This is a genomic window from Mesorhizobium sp. M0518, assembly GCF_040321125.1.
GTDB lineage: Bacteria > Pseudomonadota > Alphaproteobacteria > Rhizobiales > Rhizobiaceae > Mesorhizobium.
In genome coordinates this window covers 304,654-325,912 of record NZ_JAMYQY010000006.1, presented here as the reverse complement: position 1 = coordinate 325,912, position 21,259 = coordinate 304,654, and the positions used below count along the sequence as shown (strand labels likewise).

At 63.2% G+C, this 21,259-nt stretch carries 14 protein-coding genes; 5 read left to right on the top strand and 9 right to left on the bottom strand.

What is annotated here, in order from left to right; genetic code table 11:
* Nucleotides 1–192: 192 nt before the first annotated feature.
* The gene (locus tag NKI66_RS11780; protein WP_164779989.1) at nucleotides 193–396 is read right to left on the bottom strand and encodes a hypothetical protein; all 204 of its coding nucleotides are present in this window, start codon (nucleotides 394–396) and stop codon (nucleotides 193–195) included.
* A 305-nt stretch (nucleotides 397–701) separates the two neighbouring features.
* On the opposite strand from NKI66_RS11780, the gene NKI66_RS11775 reads away from it, so the two are divergent.
* The 3 genes from NKI66_RS11775 to NKI66_RS11765 all read left to right on the top strand — a co-directional run bounded on the left by NKI66_RS11775 (nucleotide 702) and on the right by NKI66_RS11765 (nucleotide 3,522).
* The gene (locus tag NKI66_RS11775; protein ID WP_352751686.1) at nucleotides 702–2,165 is read left to right on the top strand and encodes a phospholipase D-like domain-containing protein; all 1,464 of its coding nucleotides are present in this window, start codon (nucleotides 702–704) and stop codon (nucleotides 2,163–2,165) included.
* Nucleotides 2,166–2,275: 110 nt separating this feature from the next.
* Nucleotides 2,276–3,124 (top strand): endonuclease/exonuclease/phosphatase family protein, encoded by an 849-nt coding sequence (locus tag NKI66_RS11770; RefSeq protein WP_352751684.1) that lies wholly within the window; start codon nucleotides 2,276–2,278, stop codon nucleotides 3,122–3,124.
* Between the two features lie 62 nt (nucleotides 3,125–3,186).
* A complete protein-coding gene (locus NKI66_RS11765) occupies nucleotides 3,187–3,522 on the top strand; it encodes a hypothetical protein (RefSeq protein ID WP_128304944.1) in 336 nt (111 codons plus the stop codon).
* Between the two features lie 290 nt (nucleotides 3,523–3,812).
* Here the strand turns inward: NKI66_RS11765 and NKI66_RS11760 are convergent, their stop codons facing one another.
* Both NKI66_RS11760 and NKI66_RS11755 read right to left on the bottom strand, forming a co-directional pair.
* Nucleotides 3,813–10,493, bottom strand: coding sequence for an MBG domain-containing protein (locus NKI66_RS11760; protein ID WP_352751682.1), 6,681 nt, complete (start codon nucleotides 10,491–10,493; stop codon nucleotides 3,813–3,815).
* Between the two features lie 10 nt (nucleotides 10,494–10,503).
* Nucleotides 10,504–12,294 (bottom strand): ShlB/FhaC/HecB family hemolysin secretion/activation protein, encoded by a 1,791-nt coding sequence (locus tag NKI66_RS11755; RefSeq protein ID WP_352751680.1) that lies wholly within the window; start codon nucleotides 12,292–12,294, stop codon nucleotides 10,504–10,506.
* Nucleotides 12,295–12,662: 368 nt separating this feature from the next.
* Here NKI66_RS11755 and NKI66_RS11750 point away from each other — a divergent pair, with 368 nt between their 5' ends.
* Together NKI66_RS11750 and NKI66_RS11745 are read left to right on the top strand one after the other, a co-directional pair.
* Complete coding sequence (locus NKI66_RS11750; RefSeq protein WP_352441922.1) at nucleotides 12,663–13,526, top strand: hypothetical protein; 864 nt, start codon at nucleotides 12,663–12,665, stop codon at nucleotides 13,524–13,526.
* Between the two features lie 151 nt (nucleotides 13,527–13,677).
* Nucleotides 13,678–14,544, top strand: coding sequence for a hypothetical protein (locus NKI66_RS11745; protein ID WP_352441921.1), 867 nt, complete (start codon nucleotides 13,678–13,680; stop codon nucleotides 14,542–14,544).
* Between the two features lie 44 nt (nucleotides 14,545–14,588).
* On the opposite strand, the gene amaB is transcribed toward NKI66_RS11745, so the two are convergent.
* From amaB to NKI66_RS11715, 6 genes are all read right to left on the bottom strand, one after another.
* A complete protein-coding gene (amaB, locus tag NKI66_RS11740) occupies nucleotides 14,589–16,103 on the bottom strand; it encodes an L-piperidine-6-carboxylate dehydrogenase (RefSeq protein WP_502895292.1) in 1,515 nt (504 codons plus the stop codon).
* A 230-nt stretch (nucleotides 16,104–16,333) separates the two neighbouring features.
* A complete protein-coding gene (locus NKI66_RS11735) occupies nucleotides 16,334–17,608 on the bottom strand; it encodes an RNA polymerase sigma factor (protein WP_352751678.1) in 1,275 nt (424 codons plus the stop codon).
* Complete coding sequence (locus NKI66_RS11730) at nucleotides 17,605–17,979, bottom strand: YciI family protein (RefSeq protein WP_352751676.1); 375 nt, start codon at nucleotides 17,977–17,979, stop codon at nucleotides 17,605–17,607. Before NKI66_RS11730 ends, NKI66_RS11735 begins: the two co-directional genes overlap by 4 nt.
* A 107-nt stretch (nucleotides 17,980–18,086) precedes the next feature.
* Nucleotides 18,087–19,193: a DNA topoisomerase IB gene (locus NKI66_RS11725; protein WP_352751674.1), complete on the bottom strand. Its 1,107-nt coding sequence runs from the start codon at nucleotides 19,191–19,193 to the stop codon at nucleotides 18,087–18,089.
* Between the two features lie 99 nt (nucleotides 19,194–19,292).
* Nucleotides 19,293–20,231, bottom strand: a complete 939-nt coding sequence (locus NKI66_RS11720) for a glycosyltransferase family 2 protein (protein ID WP_352751672.1) — start codon at nucleotides 20,229–20,231, stop codon at nucleotides 19,293–19,295.
* A gap of 143 nt (nucleotides 20,232–20,374) precedes the next feature.
* On the bottom strand, nucleotides 20,375–21,259 hold the full coding sequence (locus NKI66_RS11715) for a transglutaminase family protein (RefSeq protein ID WP_127290352.1): 885 nt from the start codon (nucleotides 21,257–21,259) through the stop codon (nucleotides 20,375–20,377).

The following is a 21,259-nucleotide window of genomic DNA, read 5'->3' as shown; positions in this document are numbered from 1 at the left end:
CATGGGCGAATATGTACTATAGCTGAGGTCACCGGGTCAAGAAAAAATTCCTATCGTGAAAAGCTGCGTGCGCAAAAGTTGCCAACTGCCGCGAGGCCTCTGGTTGACCTGAATTCGGAGCCCTGCTTCAGGGGACAATTTGGCCATTTCGGCGGCCATTCAACAATGCAGAGCTACCGGATTTGCCGCCGGTCATTGCAGATCGTCGCGACGATTCTCATACAAATCCCATGTAAGTTCCACAAAACCCAGAAGAACGTCTTCCTCGCTCCACCCGGCAGCGACGGCTGCCTGAACGATCTCACGGACGAGAGGCAGCAATTGGCGTTGGCATTCTGCCGACGTGTCGGCAGCTGCGTCATCGCCGGGAGGTCCATCGAAGTTGAATTTCATCATTCGGCGCCCCCCTCGCCGTCAATCAAAGTGTTTATATCACTAAAATCATTCCTCCTGATATACAATAGAGGTGGTACCAAAGCATAAGAGGCTTCGGAGGGCCCGGGCAGAACAGGACGATGCCAGGCTCTATGCTTCCCTTGGGTCAGGTTTGTCCTTCTGAACAGGATCTATCGGGGTGCTTCAACCCATCGATCTCTGCGGCTGGTCGAACTCTTCAGCCAGGGCCGCATGCCACCATCCGGCGAATGCGCGGCACGAGCGGCTGCATTGCCTTCTGCAACCGCTCGCTGGATAGTCTCGGCATGTTGGAGACCCTGGCGACTCACTGGCCGCAAATTCTGGCGATCATCTCCGTGGTGATGGCGACGGTCGGCATCGTCCATGCCGTCATGACCAAGGAAGATGTCCGCGCCGCCACCGGCTGGGTCGGCGTGATGGTGCTGTCCCCCATCCTTGGCGTGCTGATCTATGCCATCGCCGGCATCAACCGCATCCGCCGCGCCACGATCACCGCCCAGCGCCCGTTTGCCGACGGCGCGGTGTCCGCCAAGCACGAGCGCAACGTCGCTGTCGAAGAGGCCCTGATCGTCGAGCGCTACGGGCAACGGTTCACGGGCTTGCGGACACTGGGCGACAGGGTGGCGCGGCGCACGCTCAATCCTGGAAATGCAATCGATGTGCTGGAGACCGGCGACGAGGCCTATGCCGCCATGTGCGCGGCGATCGATGGCGCCGAGCGCAGCGTCCTGCTCGAGACCTATATTTTCGACAATGACGCCGTCGGCCTGCTCTTCGTCGAGGCGCTGGCCGGCGCCGTCCGGCGCGGCGTCACCGTCCGCGTGCTGATCGATGCCGTCGGCGCCCGCTACTCGGTGCCGAGCATCCTGGGGCATTTGCGCGAGGCCAACATCCCCGCCGATGTCTTCAACGGCAACATCGTCATGGGCCTGCGCCTGCCCTACGCCAATCTGAGGACCCACCGGAAGATCCTGGTGGTCGACGGCATCGCCGCCTTCACCGGGGGCATGAACATCCGAAAAGGCTTCTCAGCCGAATTCGCCGGTTCCAACAGCGCCAGGGATACACATTTCCGGGTGACCGGTCCGATCGTCGCCGACCTCTTTTCGGTCGCCGCCGAGGACTGGCGCTTCGCCACCAACGAGGCGCTGAAGGGCGACGCCTGGCGCATCGCCCCGCTGTCGCCACCGCCAGGCGCACCGATGATGGTGCGGGCAGTCGCGTCCGGCCCCGATGCCAGCAACGAGACCAACCACAAGCTGCTGATCGGTGCATTCTCGGTCGCCCGCAAGTCCATACGCGTGATGTCGCCCTATTTCCTGCCGGATCGGGAACTGATCAGCGCGCTGATCACCGCCGGCAGGCGCGGGGTCGAAATCGACATCGTGGTGCCGGCGGTGAACAATCTTTTCCTCGTCGACCGCGCGATGATGGCGCAGTTCGATCAGGTGCTCAAACACTATTGCCGTGTCTGGCGAACCGAGGGACCGTTCGACCATTCGAAGCTGCTTTCGATCGACGGCGTGTGGGCCTATGTCGGATCTTCCAATCTTGATGCCCGATCGCTGCGGCTGAATTTCGAGATCGACCTGGAGGTGCTCGATGCCGGCTTTGCCAGCGAGATCGAGGCGCGGATCGGATCGGCGATTGCCTCCGCCGTGCCGGTGACGCTGGAAGCCTTGCGAGCCCGGCCGCTTCTTATCCGGCTGTTCGACCGGGTATTGTGGCTCGGTTCACCCTATCTCTAAGGCGGAGGGCCGCTTGAGGAACTCGTCTGTCATGGAACATACGCCGAAATCGCCTATTTTGACTGTATCCGGCTTCTGAATTGAAACCAGCGAGGACGAGCAGCACAGAGATGCACAGAATTGGACGCAGCCTCCCGGCAAGCATGCTTCTGTCCCTTCGTGACCGCCGGATGCAGAAGGCTAACGCCGCCGCACTCAAGACGACAGCCACCACCGGCACGCTGGTTGCCTCCTACAATGTCCACAAATGCATCGGCGTCGACAGGAAATTCGACCCGGAGCGGATCATCCGCGTCATCCGCGAAATCGATCCGGATGTCATTGCGCTGCAGGAAGCCGACAATCGCTTCGGCGACCGTGATGGTCTTCTCGACCTGCCCCGGCTCGAACGGGAAACCGGCCTGGTTCCGGTGCCGATTTCGGCCACCGGCAAGGGCCATGGCTGGCATGGCAACGTCCTGCTGTTCAAGAAGGGCGTCGTTCGCGACGTGCACCAGATCAAGCTTCCGGGACTGGAGCCGCGCGGCGCGGTGGTGGCGGAGATCGATCTCGATGGAAGCCAGACGCTGCGCATCATCGCCGCCCATCTTGGCCTACTGCGCCGCTCGCGCTCCCAGCAGGCGCGCGTCGTGCTCGACCTGATGAACAGCCCGGACGAAAGACCGACCTTGCTGCTCGGCGACCTCAACGAATGGCGGCTCGGCAACCGCTCCGCTCTCAACACGCTGCATGCGACGTTCGGCCCGCAGCCGCCGGCGGTCCCCACCTTCCCGTCGAACCTGCCGCTGCTGGCGCTCGACCGGATCATGGCCAACAGGCACGGCATGATTGCCGCCATCAACGCGCATGACACGCCGCTTTCGCGCGTTGCCTCCGACCACCTGCCGCTGACGGCCTTCGTTCGCCTGGAGCGGGTGGACGATAACGCCTTGATGTCTTCCGCGTCGCAAAGCGTGTAAAATTAAGCGGAACGCCCGGTTCTTCCGCGAGTTAACATGTCTTGAACACGCAGGAGGACGAGATGAAAAAGCTGATTCTGGCTTCCCTGTTGGCATTGGCCGCGACAGCGGCGATCACTGCGCCGACGCAAGCGGCAAGCGTGACCATCCAGTCCGACGACGGCGACCGATATTTGCCGGATGACGATTCCGATAGTGGGATCGTTATTCGCCGTCATCACCGCGATCGCTATTATGACGATCAGTATGATGGCGACCAGAACGTTCAGTATGACAATGGCGAATACCGGTACGGCGAATATCGCCGCCATCACAGGCATCATCGCTGCCATATCGAACTGGTCAAGCATTGGCGCCACCACCACAGGGTGATCGAAGAGGTCCGCGTCTGCGGCTGATCCCGATCGGAGCAACCGGCCGGCTTTCGCCGGCCGGTTTCATCGTGCATGATCGGCTGACGAAGTAGCGCTGATGTGAGAGGTGATAATTGACCGCGTCAAATCGTGGTCGCCCGCACGCTCACCGGACCGTGGCAAAGGCGGCAAGGACGGCCGGGTCCCAGGCGGCCATGGCATTAGGTCATAGGTGATATCGCCGTTCGGATTGGCGGCGTTGGTGATGCCGCCCTGGGCGATGGGATAGCTGCCCGACAGTCTCGCCGGCAACGCGGTCAAGGCGTCCCCATTTTCTACCGGACCGAGGCAACGCTGCAGACGGAAGCTGCGTCCGTCACGCCCTGGCAGAAGGCGGGACCGTCAAGCCGCGGGTCTTCGACCAGCGTTTGCGCATCGCCATCCACCGGCTGCCCGGTGAAGAAAACCCGAGCCGGCCCGCCGGCAGCATGGGCATCGGCGTTGTACGCGACCGTGCTGGCCGCATCCGGTGCCGGCATGGTGTTGGGCGGCGAGACCACCAGATCGGCACCGACATAGGTCAGCTCATAGTTGGCCGAGAGGGTCAGGCTCCCCTGTTCGATGGCATAGTTGCCAGCAGGGCTAGCGGGTGTCGCCTCAGTCGAGAGCGCGCCAAGGAATGTATCCCCGTTGACCAACCCCAGACCGCCGATCGAATAGGTGAGTGGCGGATTGGGCATGCCTTGCGGCCGGCTCTGCGCATCCGCCACCACAGTGATCGCCCGCTTGCCGATGCTGAAGTCGGCACCGGCATAGCTGATCTCGTAGTTCGCATTGGCGTTGTCGGTGAGCGTGCCCTGGCCGATCGCGTAGGCTCCGGCGTTCTCTCCCAAGGCGCGATCGAGAGCGCCGACCAACGCCACACCACTGCCGAGATCGGTGCTGGTGTAGCCATAGGAGGAGGGGTCGGCATCGCCGTAAATCTTGCCCTGGCCCGAATTGGCCGTGACTGTCACGGCACGCCTGCCAATGCTGAAATCGGCGCCGACATAGCTGATGTCGTAGTTCGAGTTGGCCGCGTTGGCGAGTGTGCCCTGCCCGATCTGATAGGCGCCGACATCTTCGCCGGTCGTGCGGTCGAGAGCGCCAACCAGCGCCGCGCCATTGCCGAGATCGGTGAAGGTGTAGCCATAGGACGACGGATCGGCATTGCCGTAGGTCTTGCCCTGACCCGAGCTGGCAGTGACGGTCACGGATCGCTTGCCGATGCTGAAACCGGCACCGACATAGGTGATGTCGTAATTGCCGTTGGCAGCATCGCTGAGGGTGCCGCGGCCAATGTCATAGGTCCCGACATTCTCGCCCTCGGCGCGATCAAGCGTGCCGACCAGCGCCGTCCCGCCGCCAAGACCGGAAACCGCATAGCCGTAGGACAGCGGATCACTGTCCCCATAGATCTTGCTCTGGCCCGCATCGGCCGTGACCGTGATGGCGCGCTGTGTCACCGAAAGGTCCGCGCCGATATAGCTGATGGCGTAATTGCCGTTGGCAAGCGTGCCTTGCGTGATGCTGTAGCCGCCGACATCGGATGATGCCGTGGCGGTCGTTGCCAGCGCACCGCTCAGACTGTCGCCATTGGCGAAATCGCCCGAGGTCAGCTGATAGGTCAGCGTTGGATTGTCATCGCCATAGACACGGCTCTTGGCATCGGCCGTCACCGTAATCGCGCGCTGTGCCACTGACAGGTTTCCGCCGACATAGCTGATCGCGTAGTTGCTGTTGGCGAGTGTGCCCTGCGTGATGCCGTAGCTGCCGACACCGGATGCTGTCGTTGCCGAAGTCGCCAGCGCACCGTTCAGGCTGTCGCCATTGACGAAATTGCCTGATGTCAGCTGATAGGTCAGCGCCGGGTTGGCATCGCCATAAATGCGGCTCTTGGCATCGGCCGTCACCGTGATCGCGCGCGGGGTCAACGCGAGATTGCCGCCGACATAGCTGATCGCATAATTGCTGTTGGCGAGTGTGCCTTGCGTGATGCCGTAGCTGCCGACACCGGATGCTGTCGTGGCCGTTGTAGCGAGCGCACCGGCGAGACTGTCGCCATTGACGAAATTGCCCGAGGTCAGCTGATAGGTCAGCGCCGGATTGGCGTCGCCATAGATGCGGCTCTTGGCATCGGCCGTCACCGTGATCGCCCGTTTCGTCACCGACAGATTGGCGCCGGCATAGCTGATCGCATAGTTGCTGTTGGCGAGTGTGCCTTGCGTGATGCCGTAACTGCCGACACCGGATGCTGTCGTGGCCGACGTCGCCAGCGCGCCGCTCAGGCTGTCGCCATTGACGAAATTGCCCGTGGTCAGCTGATAGGTCAGCGTTGGAATGGCATCGCCATAGATGCGGCTCTTGGCATCGGCTGTCACCGTGATGGCGCGCTTCGCCACCGACAGATTGGCGCCGACATAGCTGATCGTATAGTTGCCGTTGGCGAGTGTGCCCTGCGTGATGCCGTAGCTGCCGACACCGGATGCCGTCGTCGCCGTTGTTGCCAGTGCGCCGCTCAGGCTGTCGCCATTGACGAAATTGCCTGATGTCAGCTGATAGGTCAGCGCCGGATTGGCGTCGCCATAGGCACGGCTCTTGGCATTCGCCGTCACCGTGATCGCGCGCGACGTAACCGACAGATTGGCGCCGACATAGCTGATCGCATAGTTGTTGTTGTTGAGCGTCCCCTGCGTGATGCCATAGCTGCCGACACCGGATGCCGTCGTCGCCGATGTCGTCAGCGAACCGCCCAAGCTGTCGCCACTGACGAGGCTGCCTGTTGTGAGTTGACAGGTCAGCGTCGGATTGGAGTTGCCATAGGTACGGCTCTTGGCATCGGCCGTTACCGTGATCGCGCGCTTGGCGATGGTGAAATTGGCGTCGACATAGGTGATGTCGTAGTTCGAATTGCTGGTGTTGGTGATGCTGCCCTGGTTGATGGCATAAGTCCCGGCGCTGTTCCCTGCCGTGCGGCTAAGGCTACCGACCAGAGCCGTGCCGGCGCCGAGATCCGAAACGGTGTATGCATAGGATGATGGATTGGCATCGCCATAGATCTTGCCCTGGCCCGGCGTCACCGTCACCGTCACCGCGCGCTTGCCGATGGTAAGCAGGCCCGCGCTGTTGTAGGCGAAGCCATAGCCGCTCAACGCCGCGAGATTGCCGGCGCCGACGGTGATTGCATAGGATCCTGCTCCGACCTGTGTATTGCCCGGCGGGTTGACGGACGTGACGCTTGGGCCACCGCTGAAGGTCGTGGCGGCGGTGTCGCCGAGATAGGCGCCGATCACGCCCGCCTGGTAGCCCGCCACTGAATAGGTCAGTGCCGGCAGGGCGGTATCGCCATAGATTTTGGTCGCATTGCTAGACTTGAAGGTCAGTGTCGGCTGATAGGCAAAGACATAGCGGTTGCCTGTCGCACTCACCGGACCACCCGCCGACGTGTTCCAGACGGCCGTGTTGCCACTGTCCAGATTGCCGAATGTATTGCCGGTGGGATTTGCCGCATAGATCAGCCAGCGTCCGCTAGTGGCGGCGACGGCGTCACTGCCCCGGTTGTTGACGAACAGGCCAGCGGCCGAGAGCACTGGATCCGTTCCGCTGATTGTCGCATTTGCCGCAATGGTCAAATCGCCCGTCGTCTGAAGCTTCACCGAACCGGTGGTGTTCACCCCGGTCGCCATAACCCCACGGGCGCTGGAAGCACTGGCGATCGTCAGGCTTGCACCATCGCGCAGATCGACGGAACCGGCGCTGCCGGCGACGTTGCCGACCTGGTTGCCGGCGTTGGTCAGGGTGAAGCTACCCGTGCCACCGAGAACCAGCGACGCCGCCGTCAGGCCACTAGTCTGCGTCACCACGCCGTTCGACGACAGCGCCAGCGTGCCGGTGCCGACCGACAGCGCCTGGTTGAGGGCGAAGGTGGCTGCTGCGGTTTCAATCTGGCGATTGGCGAAGGACAGGCTGCCGACAGAGGTTGACCCAATCGCCGCGCTATAGGCGCTGCTCAGCGCCGACAGCGAGGCGATCGAGCCATCCGCCTCGTCGAGCCGCCAGTCGCCATAGACGTTGAGGTTCGAGACATTGCTGCCGGACAGGCCGGTCCGGAAGGTCACGCCATTCTTGGCGCCCGAGTCCGCTTCGGCAACGGTGTAAGCGAGCACCGAGTTCGAGACCGCGCCGGCCGGCAGAGCGAGATAATAGTAGCCGTTGACGCCGGTCGAGACTGTGCCGAGGTTCACGCCGCCGGAGACGACGGACACCAGCCCGGGATTCTTTGTGTAATAGGGTTGGCCGGTACCGGAAATCAGCGGCGTGTTGCCGGCATCCTTGTAAGCAATTCCGGAGATCGCCTGGACGCCATTGGGGTAGAAGCTCTTCAGATAGGGATAGAGGCCGCCAGTCCCGCCGCCAAAGGCGGCACTCAGTCCATTGGCGCCGCCATTCTGGAAGCTGGAGGTCGACAGGCCGACGACATTGACATTGGGGCCGGTGGTGCCACCGCCGATCGCAGGCTTGGCGCTGGATGTGGTGTTGTAGGGGCCGGATGTCGACGTGTCGTACGCGCCCGTGATCACGCCATCGTAAAGGTTGTTGCCGATGAACGCGCCGACATTCCATCCGCCGCTGACCGCGCCGGTCGAATAGCTGTCGGTTATCCTGCCGCCCTCGCCGACAAACGAATAGCCATAATTCGATCCGACGAGGCCGCCGACGGCCGCGCCGCCGCTGCCGATATCGACAGCGCCCATGGCATAGACGCGATCGATGGTGCCGAAATTGTTGAAGCCCACCGCGCCGCCCGCGGCATTTGTGTCGCGTGCGTTGATGACCACTGTCGAGAAGCTGTCGGAGAGTGCGCCATCGTTCTCGCCGATCAGACCGCCTGAGGTGGACCCGTATTGCGTGGTGAACAGCTGACCAGTCGAATAACTCTGGGCCACCGTGCCGGCATTGAACCCGGCGATCCCGCCAAGGGTCCTAAACCCCCGGACCGTCACATTGGTGACGCCGACATTCTGGACCAGGCCGCCCGCGCCGATATAGCCGAATAGGCCGACATACTGGGCAGCGGACTGCGTCACCGACAGGCTGTCGACGGTGTGGCCGAGCCCGTCGAACGAGCCGGTGAAGCCGTTGCCGCCATTCTGGATGTTGCTGTTGCCGTCGGTGCCCAGCGATATGAAGCCGAGACCGCTATTCCAGCTGGACGTGGAGCTGGCATCGATATTCTTGGCCAGCGCGTAGCTGCCGGTGAGCCCGCTGTTGATCGCCTGCAGGCCGTTGACATCATAGATCAGCGTGTAGCTCTGGCCGTTGACCGACAGCGCCTGCGCACCGGGCGTGCCGGTGAAGGTTGCCGATGCGCCCAAGGCATAGGAGATCGTGCCGCCGGTGCCGCCATTGTTGGTGATGAGCGCCAGTCCGCCGACGCCGCCGATCGTGGCGTTCGCATTGAAGACGATCGAATGAGAGGCGCTGAGCGTCAGCGTGTTGGTGTTCCAGGCGATCGGTGCTGCAATGGTGATGTCGCCAGCCTGCGAACCGCCACTGCCGGTCGAGATGGTGACGTTTGCCGTTGCAAGAAGGTTCTGCAGCGTGGTGACGTTGATGACGCTGTCATTGGTGTTGGCGGACATACTGCCGCCGGTGTTGCCGGCAGCGTTCGATATAGTGACGTTGTAGGGATCGAGCAAAAGGTCACCGGTGTCGCCGAAGCGGGCGCGCAGATCGACCTCACCGGTGAAGTCGAGGCGCTGCTTGCCGGACACTTCCGCAAAGCCGCCATTGCCGCCGTCATCACCGCCGCGTGCGGAAATCTTGCCGGCGAACTTTGTTTGCTCGTCCGACCAGACGATGACCGTGCCGCCGGTGCCGTTGCCGGTCGCATCGGCACTGATTGTCGTCTTCGCATCGATCTCGGTTGTGACCGCGCGTTGCAAGGTGCCCTTGCCCTGCTTGTCACCGCCGATCCTGACGCTGCCGCCGCCATCCTTGCCCGAGGCATCGACCTTGGCGGCTTTGAGCTTCAGTTTGCGGCCGGTGACCGTGACCTTGCCGCCCTTGCCGCCGGCCTTGGCCGAAGCGTCGAGCATGCCGGTGATTTCGACCGAGCCTTCATCGCCGCCGAGTACGATGGCGCCGGATTGACCTGACACCGTGCGTGCCTCGATGACACCGGACATGTTGACGGCCTGGCGTGCTGCATTACGCACGGCTGCCGCCTTGAGTTCGACCAGCCCGCCATCGGCACTGATACGTCCGGAATTGCTGACCAGCGCATTGCTGCCGTCAGCCTTGGTCGGCACGGAGACCTGCAGGAAGCCGTCGCCGGACAAATCAAGCGCCGCCTTCTCACCCGATCCGAGCCCGACCTTTCCAAGCGGCACGGTGATCGAGCCGGCATTGTCGACGCTGCCACCGATCAATGCGGCATAGCCGCCACGCCCGATGCTGATCGCACCCTGGTTGGAGACGGCAGCGGAAGCTCCATTGCCTTCGAACTCCAGCTTTCCGGCCTCAAAATCCTCGTCGCTGATGCCCAGCGAGGACGCGACGAAGCCGGCGGCACTAACCTTGCCGGTCTTGGAGATGGCAATGCCGTTGGGATTGACCAGGAACACCTGGCCATTGGCATTGAGCTGGCCTGCAATGGTCGATTTGGTACCGCCGGTGACGCGGTTCAGCATCGTTGCCGAGGATGATGGCTGGTCGATAGTGACTGTCGCGCCGGCACCGATCGAAAAACTCTGCCAGTTGACGATCGCCGAACTGGTCGACTGCCTGATGTTCAGTTGCGACGACGATGGGTTGGCGATGGTGACGCCGCCGGATGCTACGCTGCCGCCGGTCGGCAGTTCCTGTGCCCGCGCCGACGTGAAGCCGACAAGCGCCGTCGACGTCAAAAGCAGCGCCATCAACGGCGCGCCGGTGCGGTTCAGGTGCCGCCGTGGGAGGTGGGCTTTGCGCTGCATGGTCATCTCTCTAGAATTGGACGGCGCCGCTGAGCGAAAAGCGATCGCTTGTCGGCAGATGGTTGTCACGATGCTGGCGGCCCCATTCCAGCGTCAGGCTGGCGTTGGTCGCGTCGCCCGCCAGCGCGGTGCCGACCTTCAGGCCAAGCCCGTATGACGCGCCGACGATGTTGGCCGTCTCGAGCGCGGTCGGCATTTCGAGATGGACCTGGCCGACAGCGCCGAACACGTAGGGCGACAACAAAACGATGCCGCCAGTGAACGGCACGTACCAGGGTGAGGACAGCTCGCCGCGCAGCACATAGCCGGCATCGCCCTGCAGCGCGCCCGCGTCGAAGCTCGACAGACCGTTCGCGCCGACCAGCCCGATCTGTTCGGACTGCAGCAGCGGCTTGCCAAACGAGGTCTGCGCGCGGGCGTAGAGATCGAGGCCGAGATGGGTGGCCAGCGGCTGGCTGTAGCTGGCCGAGACCTCCAGCTTCTGGAAATCGGCGTCGGCGCCTTGACGCGACAGTGGCAGCAGCGGCGTCGCATCGGCGGCTGAACGCGCGCCGAGCCCATCGATACCGAAGGACGCAACGACGTTGCCGATGAAGACGCCGCCAAGCGGTGTGAACCAGATGCCGTCGAGACCGAGCCGGGCAATGCGCAGCCGGTCCTCGGCGATCGGCAGCGAAATCGGCGTCACCGCGTCGAGCGTGTCGTTCTGCACGTCGAAGGACAGTTCGGTGCTGATCGTAAGCGCACGGCTGCGGATCCAGGGATATCGAAGCCGCGCCGAATAACGCTCGAAGGCGCTGCCGAAGCCGAGCGTGCCGGGCTCGGCTGTCGGATTGGCCTGCGTGCGGCTGGCTTCCAGGTTGAGCGTCAGCCCGTCATAGCCGATCGGCACGACGATGCCCGCGGCATAGTTGCGATTGCGTGGGCCATCCGTGAACAGGCCACTCTCGCCGCCATCGGGGTAGCCGCCTGCCCTGACATAGACGAGTTCGCCGAGGCCGAGCAATGAGTTGAAATCGACGCCGACGCCCGTAGACCAGCGCTGCAACGACGGCGATAGCGAGTTGTCCCCGGTCGCCTGGCCGCCGATCGGGCGATATTTGCCATCGATGACCAGCACGCTGGCGCCTTTGGCTGTTCCGGCCTGCAAGGTTGAGCGCAGCCGGGCCCCGGGCGTATCGCCAGCCAGCAGCAGCTTGCGTTTGATCGCCGACAGCTTGATGCTCTTTTGTCCAACGAGCGGCGCCAGCGTTGCCTCGACCCGCCCGCGTATGCGCTCGGGCAGATTGCTGGTGTCGATCCGTTCGAGAAAGCCGTCGACGACGACCAGCCGGAGCCCTGCGCCGTCGTTGAGCTTCTGCGCCGGCAGCACCACCCGCGCCAGCGCATAGCCGGCCCGTCCATATTCGGTTTCGAGTTTTCGCGCCGCGGCAAAGATTTCCGCCGCCGTCACCGTGCGGTGCGCAAGGCCGGCAACGATCTTGCGTGTTGCGTCAGCCATGTCGGGCAAGCCGCCTTCGACCCTGACATCCCCGAGCTTGACCCTGAGCTTCCCGGCGCCCGCCGGCGCCTCGAGGCCCTCACCTTCGGGAATGGAAACACCTGCCGTGTTGGCTGCCGGCGGCGGCCGAAAGCTGGGCGGCGTGATCTGGCTGGCTGTCTGCGCAAACGCGCCGGCTTGAAGCCACAGGCACGCCGAGACGGCAAACAGGATCAACCATCCCTTACGGGCTGCCAGCTCACCGAAAACTGGGTGACAGTCGTTATCCCTGCCAACCGCGATCTTGCTTGTATACTTCACTCAATCACTCGTCCTTCGAGGTAGAGTTCGGCAAAACTTCGCCACCGCGCGAGATTTCATCGCTCGTTAATTGGCTTCTGCTTTCGAACTCACTTCCGGGAAGGCGTGCCCCCGCCGCTCGGATGTCGCGGAAACTATGCCGGGCTCTGGTGAACGTCAATTCAACGGGCGGCCCTCCGGCTGACTATTATTGGGAGGGGTTTTCCAAGCCATAGCAATCGGTTAGCGGATCCCATGAACCGATCGTGGCCGGCCCCATGTTCGGGTTGGGCTTGCTCTTCGCATTTGGTGCCTCTGGACACAGCTATCGAAGGCTGGAAAATGTAGACGCGACTCCGCTGTTGGAGTTAACTCGGAACATGAGGAGGATGGCGCTGAATCTGGAAGACATTGCCGGCCATCCGGCCCTGCATCGCTGTGTCCAGGCACAGTCGTTGGCGCTGATCAACATCTATGAAACGAGCCCGCGACTGGCTTCCATTTTCGCCACGCAGCAGCGTTGGCTGATGGGTCATGTCGGCCTTGCCATGCATTTCAGGCGCGATCCGCACGACCGCCGCAAGGAGCTGACGGTATCGCGTTTCATCGAGTTCGTACACCAGCACGCGGTGGCCAGCCGCAACACGGCGGACGCTTTCATCAAGGAGATGCTGCACTATCATGTCGCCGAGTATGTTTCGGGTGGCGACGGGCGCACGCACCCTTTGCAGCCAACGGCGGCAACCGTGCAGACTTTCACCGGCTGGGTTCTTGCCCATCTGCAGACGCTGGATCATCTCGACGGTGGCAACCGGCTGGCCAGGTTCCTGGAGCGGCCCGACATGGTTGTCAGGCTGCAGCCTCTGGTGGCGGACGGCCTGCTTGCCTCCAAGCCGGTGCGCGAGCCCAACCAGACTTTTTCCCTGTTCATCTGGCTCAACAATGGCGGCATCGTCATGGACTGGCTGATGTCGGGCATCGACCCCGATCATGCCGGCCTGGACCGGATTCCGACCAGCGTGGTTTCGATCGGAGATTTCGCCAGATGGCTCAAGCTGTCGCGGACCCACCTCGCCCGCAAGCTGCGCGCTGCCGAGGAACTCGGCAGCATCGGCTGGCTCGGCCAGCGCGGCCATTCGGTGATGTGGTTATCGAACACTTTCTACCAGGAGTACATGACCGTCCAGGCCGCCAAGCTGGCCATTGTCGATGCGGCCTTCGACGCCTGTTTTCCAGCTCCGGAAGACCGCTGAAGGATCGGCGCGATCGATATCTGCCCGGGCCGTGAACATTGTCTACTGGCGATCATAACCTGTTATAGAGCGGGCGCGTCTGGACACGGGCCTTGAAGGCTGAAATGTGATCTGCGTCTTCGCGTTGGGGGGCTTGACGCACGGGGGGAGAATGGCGCTGACCTTGGACCATATTGCCGGTCACCCGGCATTGCATCGCTGTGTCCGTGCCCAGGCGCAGGCGCTTATCCAGACCTACGAGACGAACCCGAGGCTTGCCTCGATATTTGCCACCCAGCAGCGTTGGCTGATGGCGCATATCGGCCTTGCCCTGCATTTCAGACGGGAGCCCGATGACTACCGCAAGCAGTTGACGGCGGCGCGTTTCATCGACGTCATCCGGGAGAATTCCGTCGCCAGCCGCAACACCGCCGACGCCTTCCTCAAGGAGATGCTGCACTACAATTTCATCGAGCACCTCTCGGCAGCTCAGGATGGCCGCATCCGCCCCATACAGCCTACAGTGAACACGCTGGACACGCTCGCCGGCTGGATGATGGCTCATCTGCACACACTGGACAGTCTCGACGGCGCGAACCGTCTGGCAACGTTTCTGGAGCGGCCCTATGCGCTCGCCAGGGTGCAACCGCTGGTGGCTGACGGGCTGATCTCCTCCAGTCCCGTGCGCGAGCCCAAGCAGACCTTTTCGCTGTTCACCTGGCTTAACAATGGCGGCGTCGTCATGGACTGGCTGATATCGGGCGTCGATCCCGACCATGCCGGCCTCGCTGCAATACCGACTGGCGTCGTCTCGATCGGCGATTTCGCCAAATGGCTCAAGCTGTCGCGAACCCACCTGGCACGCAAACTGCGGGATGCCGAAGACCTCGGCAGCGTTGGCTGGCTTGGCCAGCGCGGCAATTCGGTGATGTGGGTGTCGGGCGATTTCTACCGGGAGTACATGACCGCCCAGGCCGTCAAGCTGGCTATCATCGATGCCGCGTTCGTCAAGGCCTTTGACTCGCCAGCAGGCAGCTGACCGGTGGGCATCCCCCGTGCGGGATGCCCAAGCCGGCGAGCCCTTCAGTCGATGTCGAACGACACGCCCTGGGCGAGCGGCAGCGCCTTGGAATAGTTCACCGTGTTGGTGGCGCGCCGCATATAGGCCTTCCATGCGTCGGAGCCGCTCTCGCGGCCGCCCCCGGTTTCCTTTTCGCCGCCAAAGGCACCGCCGATCTCGGCGCCCGAGGTGCCGATGTTGACATTGGCAATGCCGCAATCCGATCCGTCGACACCCAGGAAACGCTCGGATTCCTGCAGGTCTCGGGTGAAGATGGACGACGACAGGCCGGCGCCCACCGCATTGTGCTCGTGGAGCACGGCGTCGAAATCCGAATATTTCATCACATAGAGGATCGGCGCGAAGGTCTCTTCCGTCACCGGGGATACCTGGCTTGGCATTTCGACCAGCGCCGGGTGCACGTAGTAGGCATCGGGGTGGCCGTTCTCGACCCGCGTGCCGCCGGTCACCTTGCCGTCATGGGCGGCGGCTTCCTTCAGCGCCTTCTGCATGGCATCGAAGGCCGCCTTGTCGATCAGCGGCCCGACCAGCGAGGAGGTCTCCAGCGGATTGCCGACAGACACACTCTCGTAGGCCTTTTTGAGGCGCGGAACCAAGGCGTCGTAGACGCTGTCATGCACGAACAGGCGCCGCAGCGTCGTGCAGCGCTGGCCGGCCGTGCCCATCGCTCCAAACGCAATCGCGCGCAGCGCCATGTCGAGATCGGCGGTCGGGCAGACGATGCCTGCATTGTTCCCGCCGAGTTCCAGCACAGCGCGCGCAAAGCGCTTGGCCAGCCGCGGGCCGACGTCGCGGCCCATGCGGGTCGAGCCGGTCGCCGAAACCAGCGGCACTTTAGGGTGATCGACCAGTATCTCGCCGACGGCGCGATCGCCGATCAGCACCGGCGCCAGGCCATCAGGTGCGTCCGCGCCGAAGCGCTTGACCGCACGTTTGAAGATGGCTTCGCAAGCAAGTGCGGTCAGCGGCGTCTTTTCCGACGGCTTCCACACCACTGCGTCGCCGCAGACCAGTGCCAGGGCGGCATTCCACGACCACACAGCCACCGGGAAGTTGAAGGCGGAAATGACGCCGACGACGCCGAGCGGATGCCAGGTTTCCATCATTCGATGGCCTGGGCGCTCGGTGGCGATGGTCAGGCCGTACAATTGCCGGGAGAGGCCTACGGCGAAATCACAGATGTCGATCATCTCCTGCACTTCGCCGAGCCCCTCGGACGGGATCTTGCCGACCTCGATCGAGACCAGCCGGCCAAGCTCGGCCTTGTGCGTACGCAGCTCCTCGCCGAGCAGCCGCACCAGTTCGCCACGCCGCGGGCCTGGCACCATGCGCCAGGCCTGGAAGGCCTTGTGCGCGGCATCGATCACCTTGGCCGCGTCAGCCGGTGAGATCGTCTTCAGCGCCGCGATCTGCTCGCCCGTCACCGGGCTGCGCACGATCAGGTCGCCGCCGACCAGCGTCTCCTTGGCCACACCCAGTTTCGCCAGCAGTTCGGTCGTTTCCTTGCCTATCGTCATTCTTGTCCCTTTCAGATCCAGTCGCTCATAATGCATGTCGCCCAAAAGTGCCCAGCGGTTTTGGGACAACGACATGCACAAAAGGCACGCCGGTCAAAGCCTGGCGCCATGCTGCCCGCGTGCACAAAGGCACCTCAGGCACGATCATCGCGTGGCATTACTCGGTTCAAGGGAAAATCACCACCCCGGCATGGTCTAAGCCCAAACTGCACGATTGAGCCAGATGGCGCTCAGTTTGCCTTCTTGGCCGCTGGGCGTACCGCACCGTCCTTGACCAGCCGGTCGATATGCATGCGGATATGGGCAGCTTCCGCCGCCGTGTTCGCAAGCGCTATGGCGCGGTCGAAGGCGACGCGCGCCTCGTCGCCCCGGTCGAGTTGCATCAAAAGGCCGCCCTTGAGACCGAAAAAATGGAAATAGCCGGAAAGCCGTTCTTCCAGCGGCTCGATCATGGCGAGCGCCTCTGCCGGTCCACGCACCTTCGAGACCGCGACGGCCCGGTTGAGCGTGACCACCGGCGACGGCTGCATCTGCTCGAGCAAGCGATAGAGCAGATCGATCTCGTTCCAGTCGGTGTCCTCGGCCTTTTCGGCCCGCGCATGCAGCGCGGCAATCGCCGCTTGCACCTGGTAGGGGCCGGGCTTGCGATGGCGCAGCGCCTTGTCGACCAGCGCCAGCCCCTCATCGATCATCTTGCGGCTCCACAGGCTGCGATCCTGGTCTTCGAGCAGCACGATCTCGCCGCTCTCGTCGAAACGGGCCGGTGCGCGCGCATGCTGCAGAAGCAACAGCGCCGTCAGCCCCATGATCTCCGGCTCGGTCTGAAACAGCCGCAGCAACAGCCGTGCCAGCCGGATTGCCTCCTCGCACAGCGGTGCGCGGGCCGGCGCCTCGCCGCTGTTGGTCGAATAGCCCTCGTTGAAGACCAAGTAGACCATGGCGGCGACGGCGGCGAGCCGTTCCGACCGCTCGACCGCGCCCGGCGTCTCGAACGGCACGCCGGCGTCCGCAATGCGCGCCTTGGCGCGAGTGATGCGCTGCTCCATGGCACTTTCGCCAACCAGGAAGGCGCGCGCGATCTGCTTGACCGTAAGACCGGAGACGATGCGCAGCGCCACCGCGATCTGCTGCGTTGCCGGCAGATCAGGATGGCAGCAGATGAACAGCAGCCGCAATATGTCGTCGCGGTAGTGCGCCCCGTCCAGCCGCTCGGCGATATCGCTCTCGGCGTCTTCCAGATCGGAAACCTGGTCTTCCTCCGGCATCGGCGCCTGCTTGGCGCGCTTGCGCACCGCATCGATGCCGCTGTTGCGACCGACGAAGATCAACCAGGCCGCCGGGTCGCGCGGCGGCCCGTTCTGCGGCCAGTTCTTCAGCGCCCTGAGGCACGCGTCCTGGAAAGCTTCCTCCGCCGTATCGAGATCGCGGAAATAACGCAGCAGCGCACCCATGGCCTGCGGGCGGGCGGCGCTGATCGCGGAGCTTATCCAGGCCATTTCGGTCATGCGGAAACCCTTGTTGGGTTAAAGACCGAAACCGGCCGGATTTCATACGACCCACCGCTCGGGTTGATCTCGGAAAGCTCGCGGGCGAACTCCACCGCCTCGTCGAGATCAGCGCATTCGAGCGTGTAGAAGCCGAGAAACTGTTCCTTGGTCTCGGCGAACGGCCCATCGATGACGACCGATTCACCCTTGACCTTTCTCAGGGTCGTCGCGGCGGTCGTCGGCAGAAGCCGTGCCACCGGGCCAAGCCGGCCGGCCTTGGCATATTTTTCCTGAACGCCGAGGATATTGGCCATGACCTCGTCGTCCTGTGCCTTGCTCCAGGAGCAGACGACATCTTCGGAAGCATAGCAGAGGATTGCGTAGAGCATGGCTGGTCCTTTTCTCTGTCAAAGGACGAAACAGTAAGACCGATCCCGACACCACGTCGATAAAAAAATCCAGATGTGGCGGATTTGGCCACGGCCGGCCGCGCTGGTCAGCTTTCTCGCGGTTTCAGCCATCGCAGCACGAGAGCTTCCTCGTCATCGAGACCATCGATTGAGCGTTTGCGTTTGTTGGCTTGCGCCATTTCATTCAGCAACCGCCCCTGCGACCACGCTTCGAAGACCCGCGGGTGGATATAGCATTTGCGGCAGACGGCACGCGTATTGCCCAGCCGCTCGGCAACCTTGTCGATAACGCTGTTCATCGCCCTGTTTCGCTGCGCCTGGCTTTGCGGCAGTTCCGTTTGGGCAAACAGCGACGCGGCGTGAATGGTGCCGCCCCAGGTGCGGAAATGCTTCGAACTGAAGGCGTCACCGACCGCCTCACGGATATAGCGGTTGACGTCCTCGGAGCGGACCGGCCGCCTGTTGCCGTCCTCATCGAGATACTGGAACAGCTTCTGGCCTGGCAGGTCCTGCGCGCCGCGCACAATCCTGGCGATGCGGCGGTCGACCAGCTTCAGCTTCCACTCCTTGCCCGACTTGCCCTTGAAGGCAAAGCGCAGGCTTGAACCGACAATATCCACATGCCGGTCGCGCAACGTGGTCAACCCGAAACTCTTGTTGTCACGGGCGTAGGCGGCATTGCCGACGCGGATCATCGTGTTGTCGAGCAGCCAGACGACCGCGGCGACGACACGCTCGAACGGCAGGCCACGACGGCGCAGATCGCTGTCGATCCTGTGCCGCAGGTCCGGCAGGCTCTCGGCGAAAGCAACCAGGCTCGAATATTTGGCACCATCGCGCTCTTCGGCCCATTGCGGATGATAGCGGTATTGCTTGCGCCCGCGCTGGTCCCTGCCGGTTGCCTGGATATGGCCGTCCGCGTCCGGCGAAATCCACACATCCGTCCAGGCCGGCGGAATGACGATCGCCTCGATGCGGGCCCTGGTAGTGTCCGAAACTGTCCCTCCGTCCGGTCCCTGGTAGGAAAACCCCTTGCCTGTTTTCAGCCGCCGGATACCGGGCTCAGCATCACTGACATAGCTAAGCGACGCATGGTCGGCCGAGCTTTGTGCCCCGTTTTTGGGCGCGCCATCTGGCGACACAGCATCCTGGCCAGCCGGTCGGCTGGGCGACAATCCGGATTTTTGCAACATGTCGGCTCCACGCGAATTCCGTAGATAAGCCACTGGCCGACCGCTGGTTCCACGCGCCGTCCGAAAAGCGTCTCGCGCCGATATCGTGTTGGCTGGCGCCTACAGAGCGCCTTCCAGCTTGATCGGCGGCGCGGACAAACGCCGCCGCGCCGCGAGCTTGAACCTGTAGCGCAGGCAGCGCCAAGCTTCTGAGCGCCGCTTTGGCGCGGCCGCGGCTACCGCCAGGAAGCGCGCCGCGGTGCCCAGATCGCCGCGCGCATAGTGGACCCGGGCGATCTTGAGGGCGACAAGGCCTTCCCTGGCCTTGAGGGCCGACAACGGGATGTTGCAGTCGGTGAGTGTGCGCAGTTCCCGGCGCCAGTCCAGGAAGCGCCGCACCGGATTGAGGGCAAAGCGGTCATCGGAACGTACCGGCGAAACCTCGTAGACCATGACAGGTTGCGAAACCATGGCGAGCGATGCCTTGCTCATCAGCCGTGCCCAGAACAGCGTGTCCTCGTCATAGGCCATTCCGATCGGGAACCGCGTCTCGCCGATCAGCGTCCGGGATGCCAGAACGCTGCCCACGGCGACCGAACGTATGTCGCCTTTGACATAGGCCGAAGCATTTGCCAGGCACGCAGCCTGGTAGCCGTTCGGCATCTTGATCTGCCGGTCCTGGCCGTTCACCCGTCGCCGGTAGGCACCGACGATCATGTCGGCCTCCGGCTGCTCCCGGGCCTTGCGGAGCAGTGCGCGCAACCCGCCCCGCAGATGCAGGTCGTCGGCATCGATCAGGTAGACCCAGGAATAGACCGCTTCGGCCAGCGCCAAATTGCGGGCACCGCCTGCATCGCGGCATTTGGCCGACAGCACGCGCAGCGGCAACGACAGTTGTGCCGCGGCCTCCCGCGCGATAGTTGCCGTCCCATCGGTCGACGCGTCGTCGACCAGCAAGATCTCGCCGATGATCTCGGCCTCGCTGCGTAGCGACGCCAGCGTTGCAGCGATGGTCGCCGCCGCGTTACAGGCAGGAATGACGACGCTGATTGCTCTCAATTACAAACCCTCGCGCCATGCGCTTGAGGATACAACTACCGTCACCCCGAAACGAATACAGACTAGCGGCCGCATCGGTATTTGAGAAGCAGTCTTGTCCATCCCGAATTGCGGCGCAAATACCGCTGCGTGTACGACCTGCTTCAGGCTCTTTCGAGCACGACGGGAATGACGTCGACAGCTTGCTCGCCAACCTGTCCCCCCGTGGTCTTGAGCACGCCGACGATCGGCGCCACGTCCGAATAGTCGCGGCCGTGGCCGACGGTGATATGGTCGTTGCTGGCCCGCATGCCGTTGGTCGGGTCGAATTCCTGCCAGCCTGCATCGCGCCCGCACCAGACCTTGACCCAGGCATGCATGGCATCGGCGCCTTCCAGCCGGGGCTTGCCCTTCGGCGGGATGGTGCGCAAGAATCCGCTGACATAGCCGGCCGGAATACCGAGCCCGCGCAGGCCGGCGATCATGATGTGCGAAAAGTCCTGGCAAACGCCGCGCTTCAACTTGAAGGCATCACTGGCCCGGGTCCGCACCGTTGTCGCTTCGCCGTCATAGGTGAAATCGCGATGGATGCGATTGCACAGGCTCATGACCGTGCCGGCGGCAGAGCCGGCGATGCTGTCGCGTGCGTAAGCGGTGATCGCATCGTCGATGCCGGCATGGGTGCTGGCCGTCAGGAAATGGTGCGGTGCATCAGGTGCCAGAGACCGCACCGCGGCGAGCTCCTGCCTCAGCCGGGCGATATCGGGCGACACGTCGAGCCCGGGCTCGGGCCGAGACACCGACACGCGGGCGCTCATCCTGATGTCGAGCGCGTCATGCGCGTCGCGAAAGGCGATCGAGGTGACGTTGTTGCCGAAGAAATCGGAAAAGTCGGAACGCTCGTTGGGTGCCGGCGCAAAGGACAGGGATGCGGCGATGACACGCTGCACGCCTGATATCGTCGACGGCAGTACGCGCACCTGATGACGACCGCCGCCGGCCGCCGCAGCGTAATCGTAATGCAGATGAAGCCTGATGTCGTAGAGCAT

Bases quoted from the DNA above. Each gene is read 5' to 3' on its own strand.
- NKI66_RS11780 (WP_164779989.1), bottom strand. From the start codon at position 396: ATGATGAAATTCAACTTCGATGGACCTCCCGGCGATGACGCAGCTGCC.
- NKI66_RS11750 (WP_352441922.1), top strand. From the start codon at position 12,663: ATGGCGCTGAATCTGGAAGACATTGCCGGCCATCCGGCCCTGCATCGC.
- NKI66_RS11730 (WP_352751676.1), bottom strand. From the start codon at position 17,979: ATGCTCTACGCAATCCTCTGCTATGCTTCCGAAGATGTCGTCTGCTCC.
- NKI66_RS11760 (WP_352751682.1), bottom strand. From the start codon at position 10,493: ATGCAGCGCAAAGCCCACCTCCCACGGCGGCACCTGAACCGCACCGGC.
- NKI66_RS11735 (WP_352751678.1), bottom strand. From the start codon at position 17,608: ATGACCGAAATGGCCTGGATAAGCTCCGCGATCAGCGCCGCCCGCCCG.
- NKI66_RS11775 (WP_352751686.1), top strand. From the start codon at position 702: ATGTTGGAGACCCTGGCGACTCACTGGCCGCAAATTCTGGCGATCATC.
- NKI66_RS11725 (WP_352751674.1), bottom strand. From the start codon at position 19,193: ATGTTGCAAAAATCCGGATTGTCGCCCAGCCGACCGGCTGGCCAGGAT.
- NKI66_RS11770 (WP_352751684.1), top strand. From the start codon at position 2,276: ATGCACAGAATTGGACGCAGCCTCCCGGCAAGCATGCTTCTGTCCCTT.
- NKI66_RS11715 (WP_127290352.1), bottom strand. From the start codon at position 21,259: ATGCTCTACGACATCAGGCTTCATCTGCATTACGATTACGCTGCGGCG.
- NKI66_RS11765 (WP_128304944.1), top strand. From the start codon at position 3,187: ATGAAAAAGCTGATTCTGGCTTCCCTGTTGGCATTGGCCGCGACAGCG.
- NKI66_RS11745 (WP_352441921.1), top strand. From the start codon at position 13,678: ATGGCGCTGACCTTGGACCATATTGCCGGTCACCCGGCATTGCATCGC.
- amaB (WP_502895292.1), bottom strand. From the start codon at position 16,103: ATGACGATAGGCAAGGAAACGACCGAACTGCTGGCGAAACTGGGTGTG.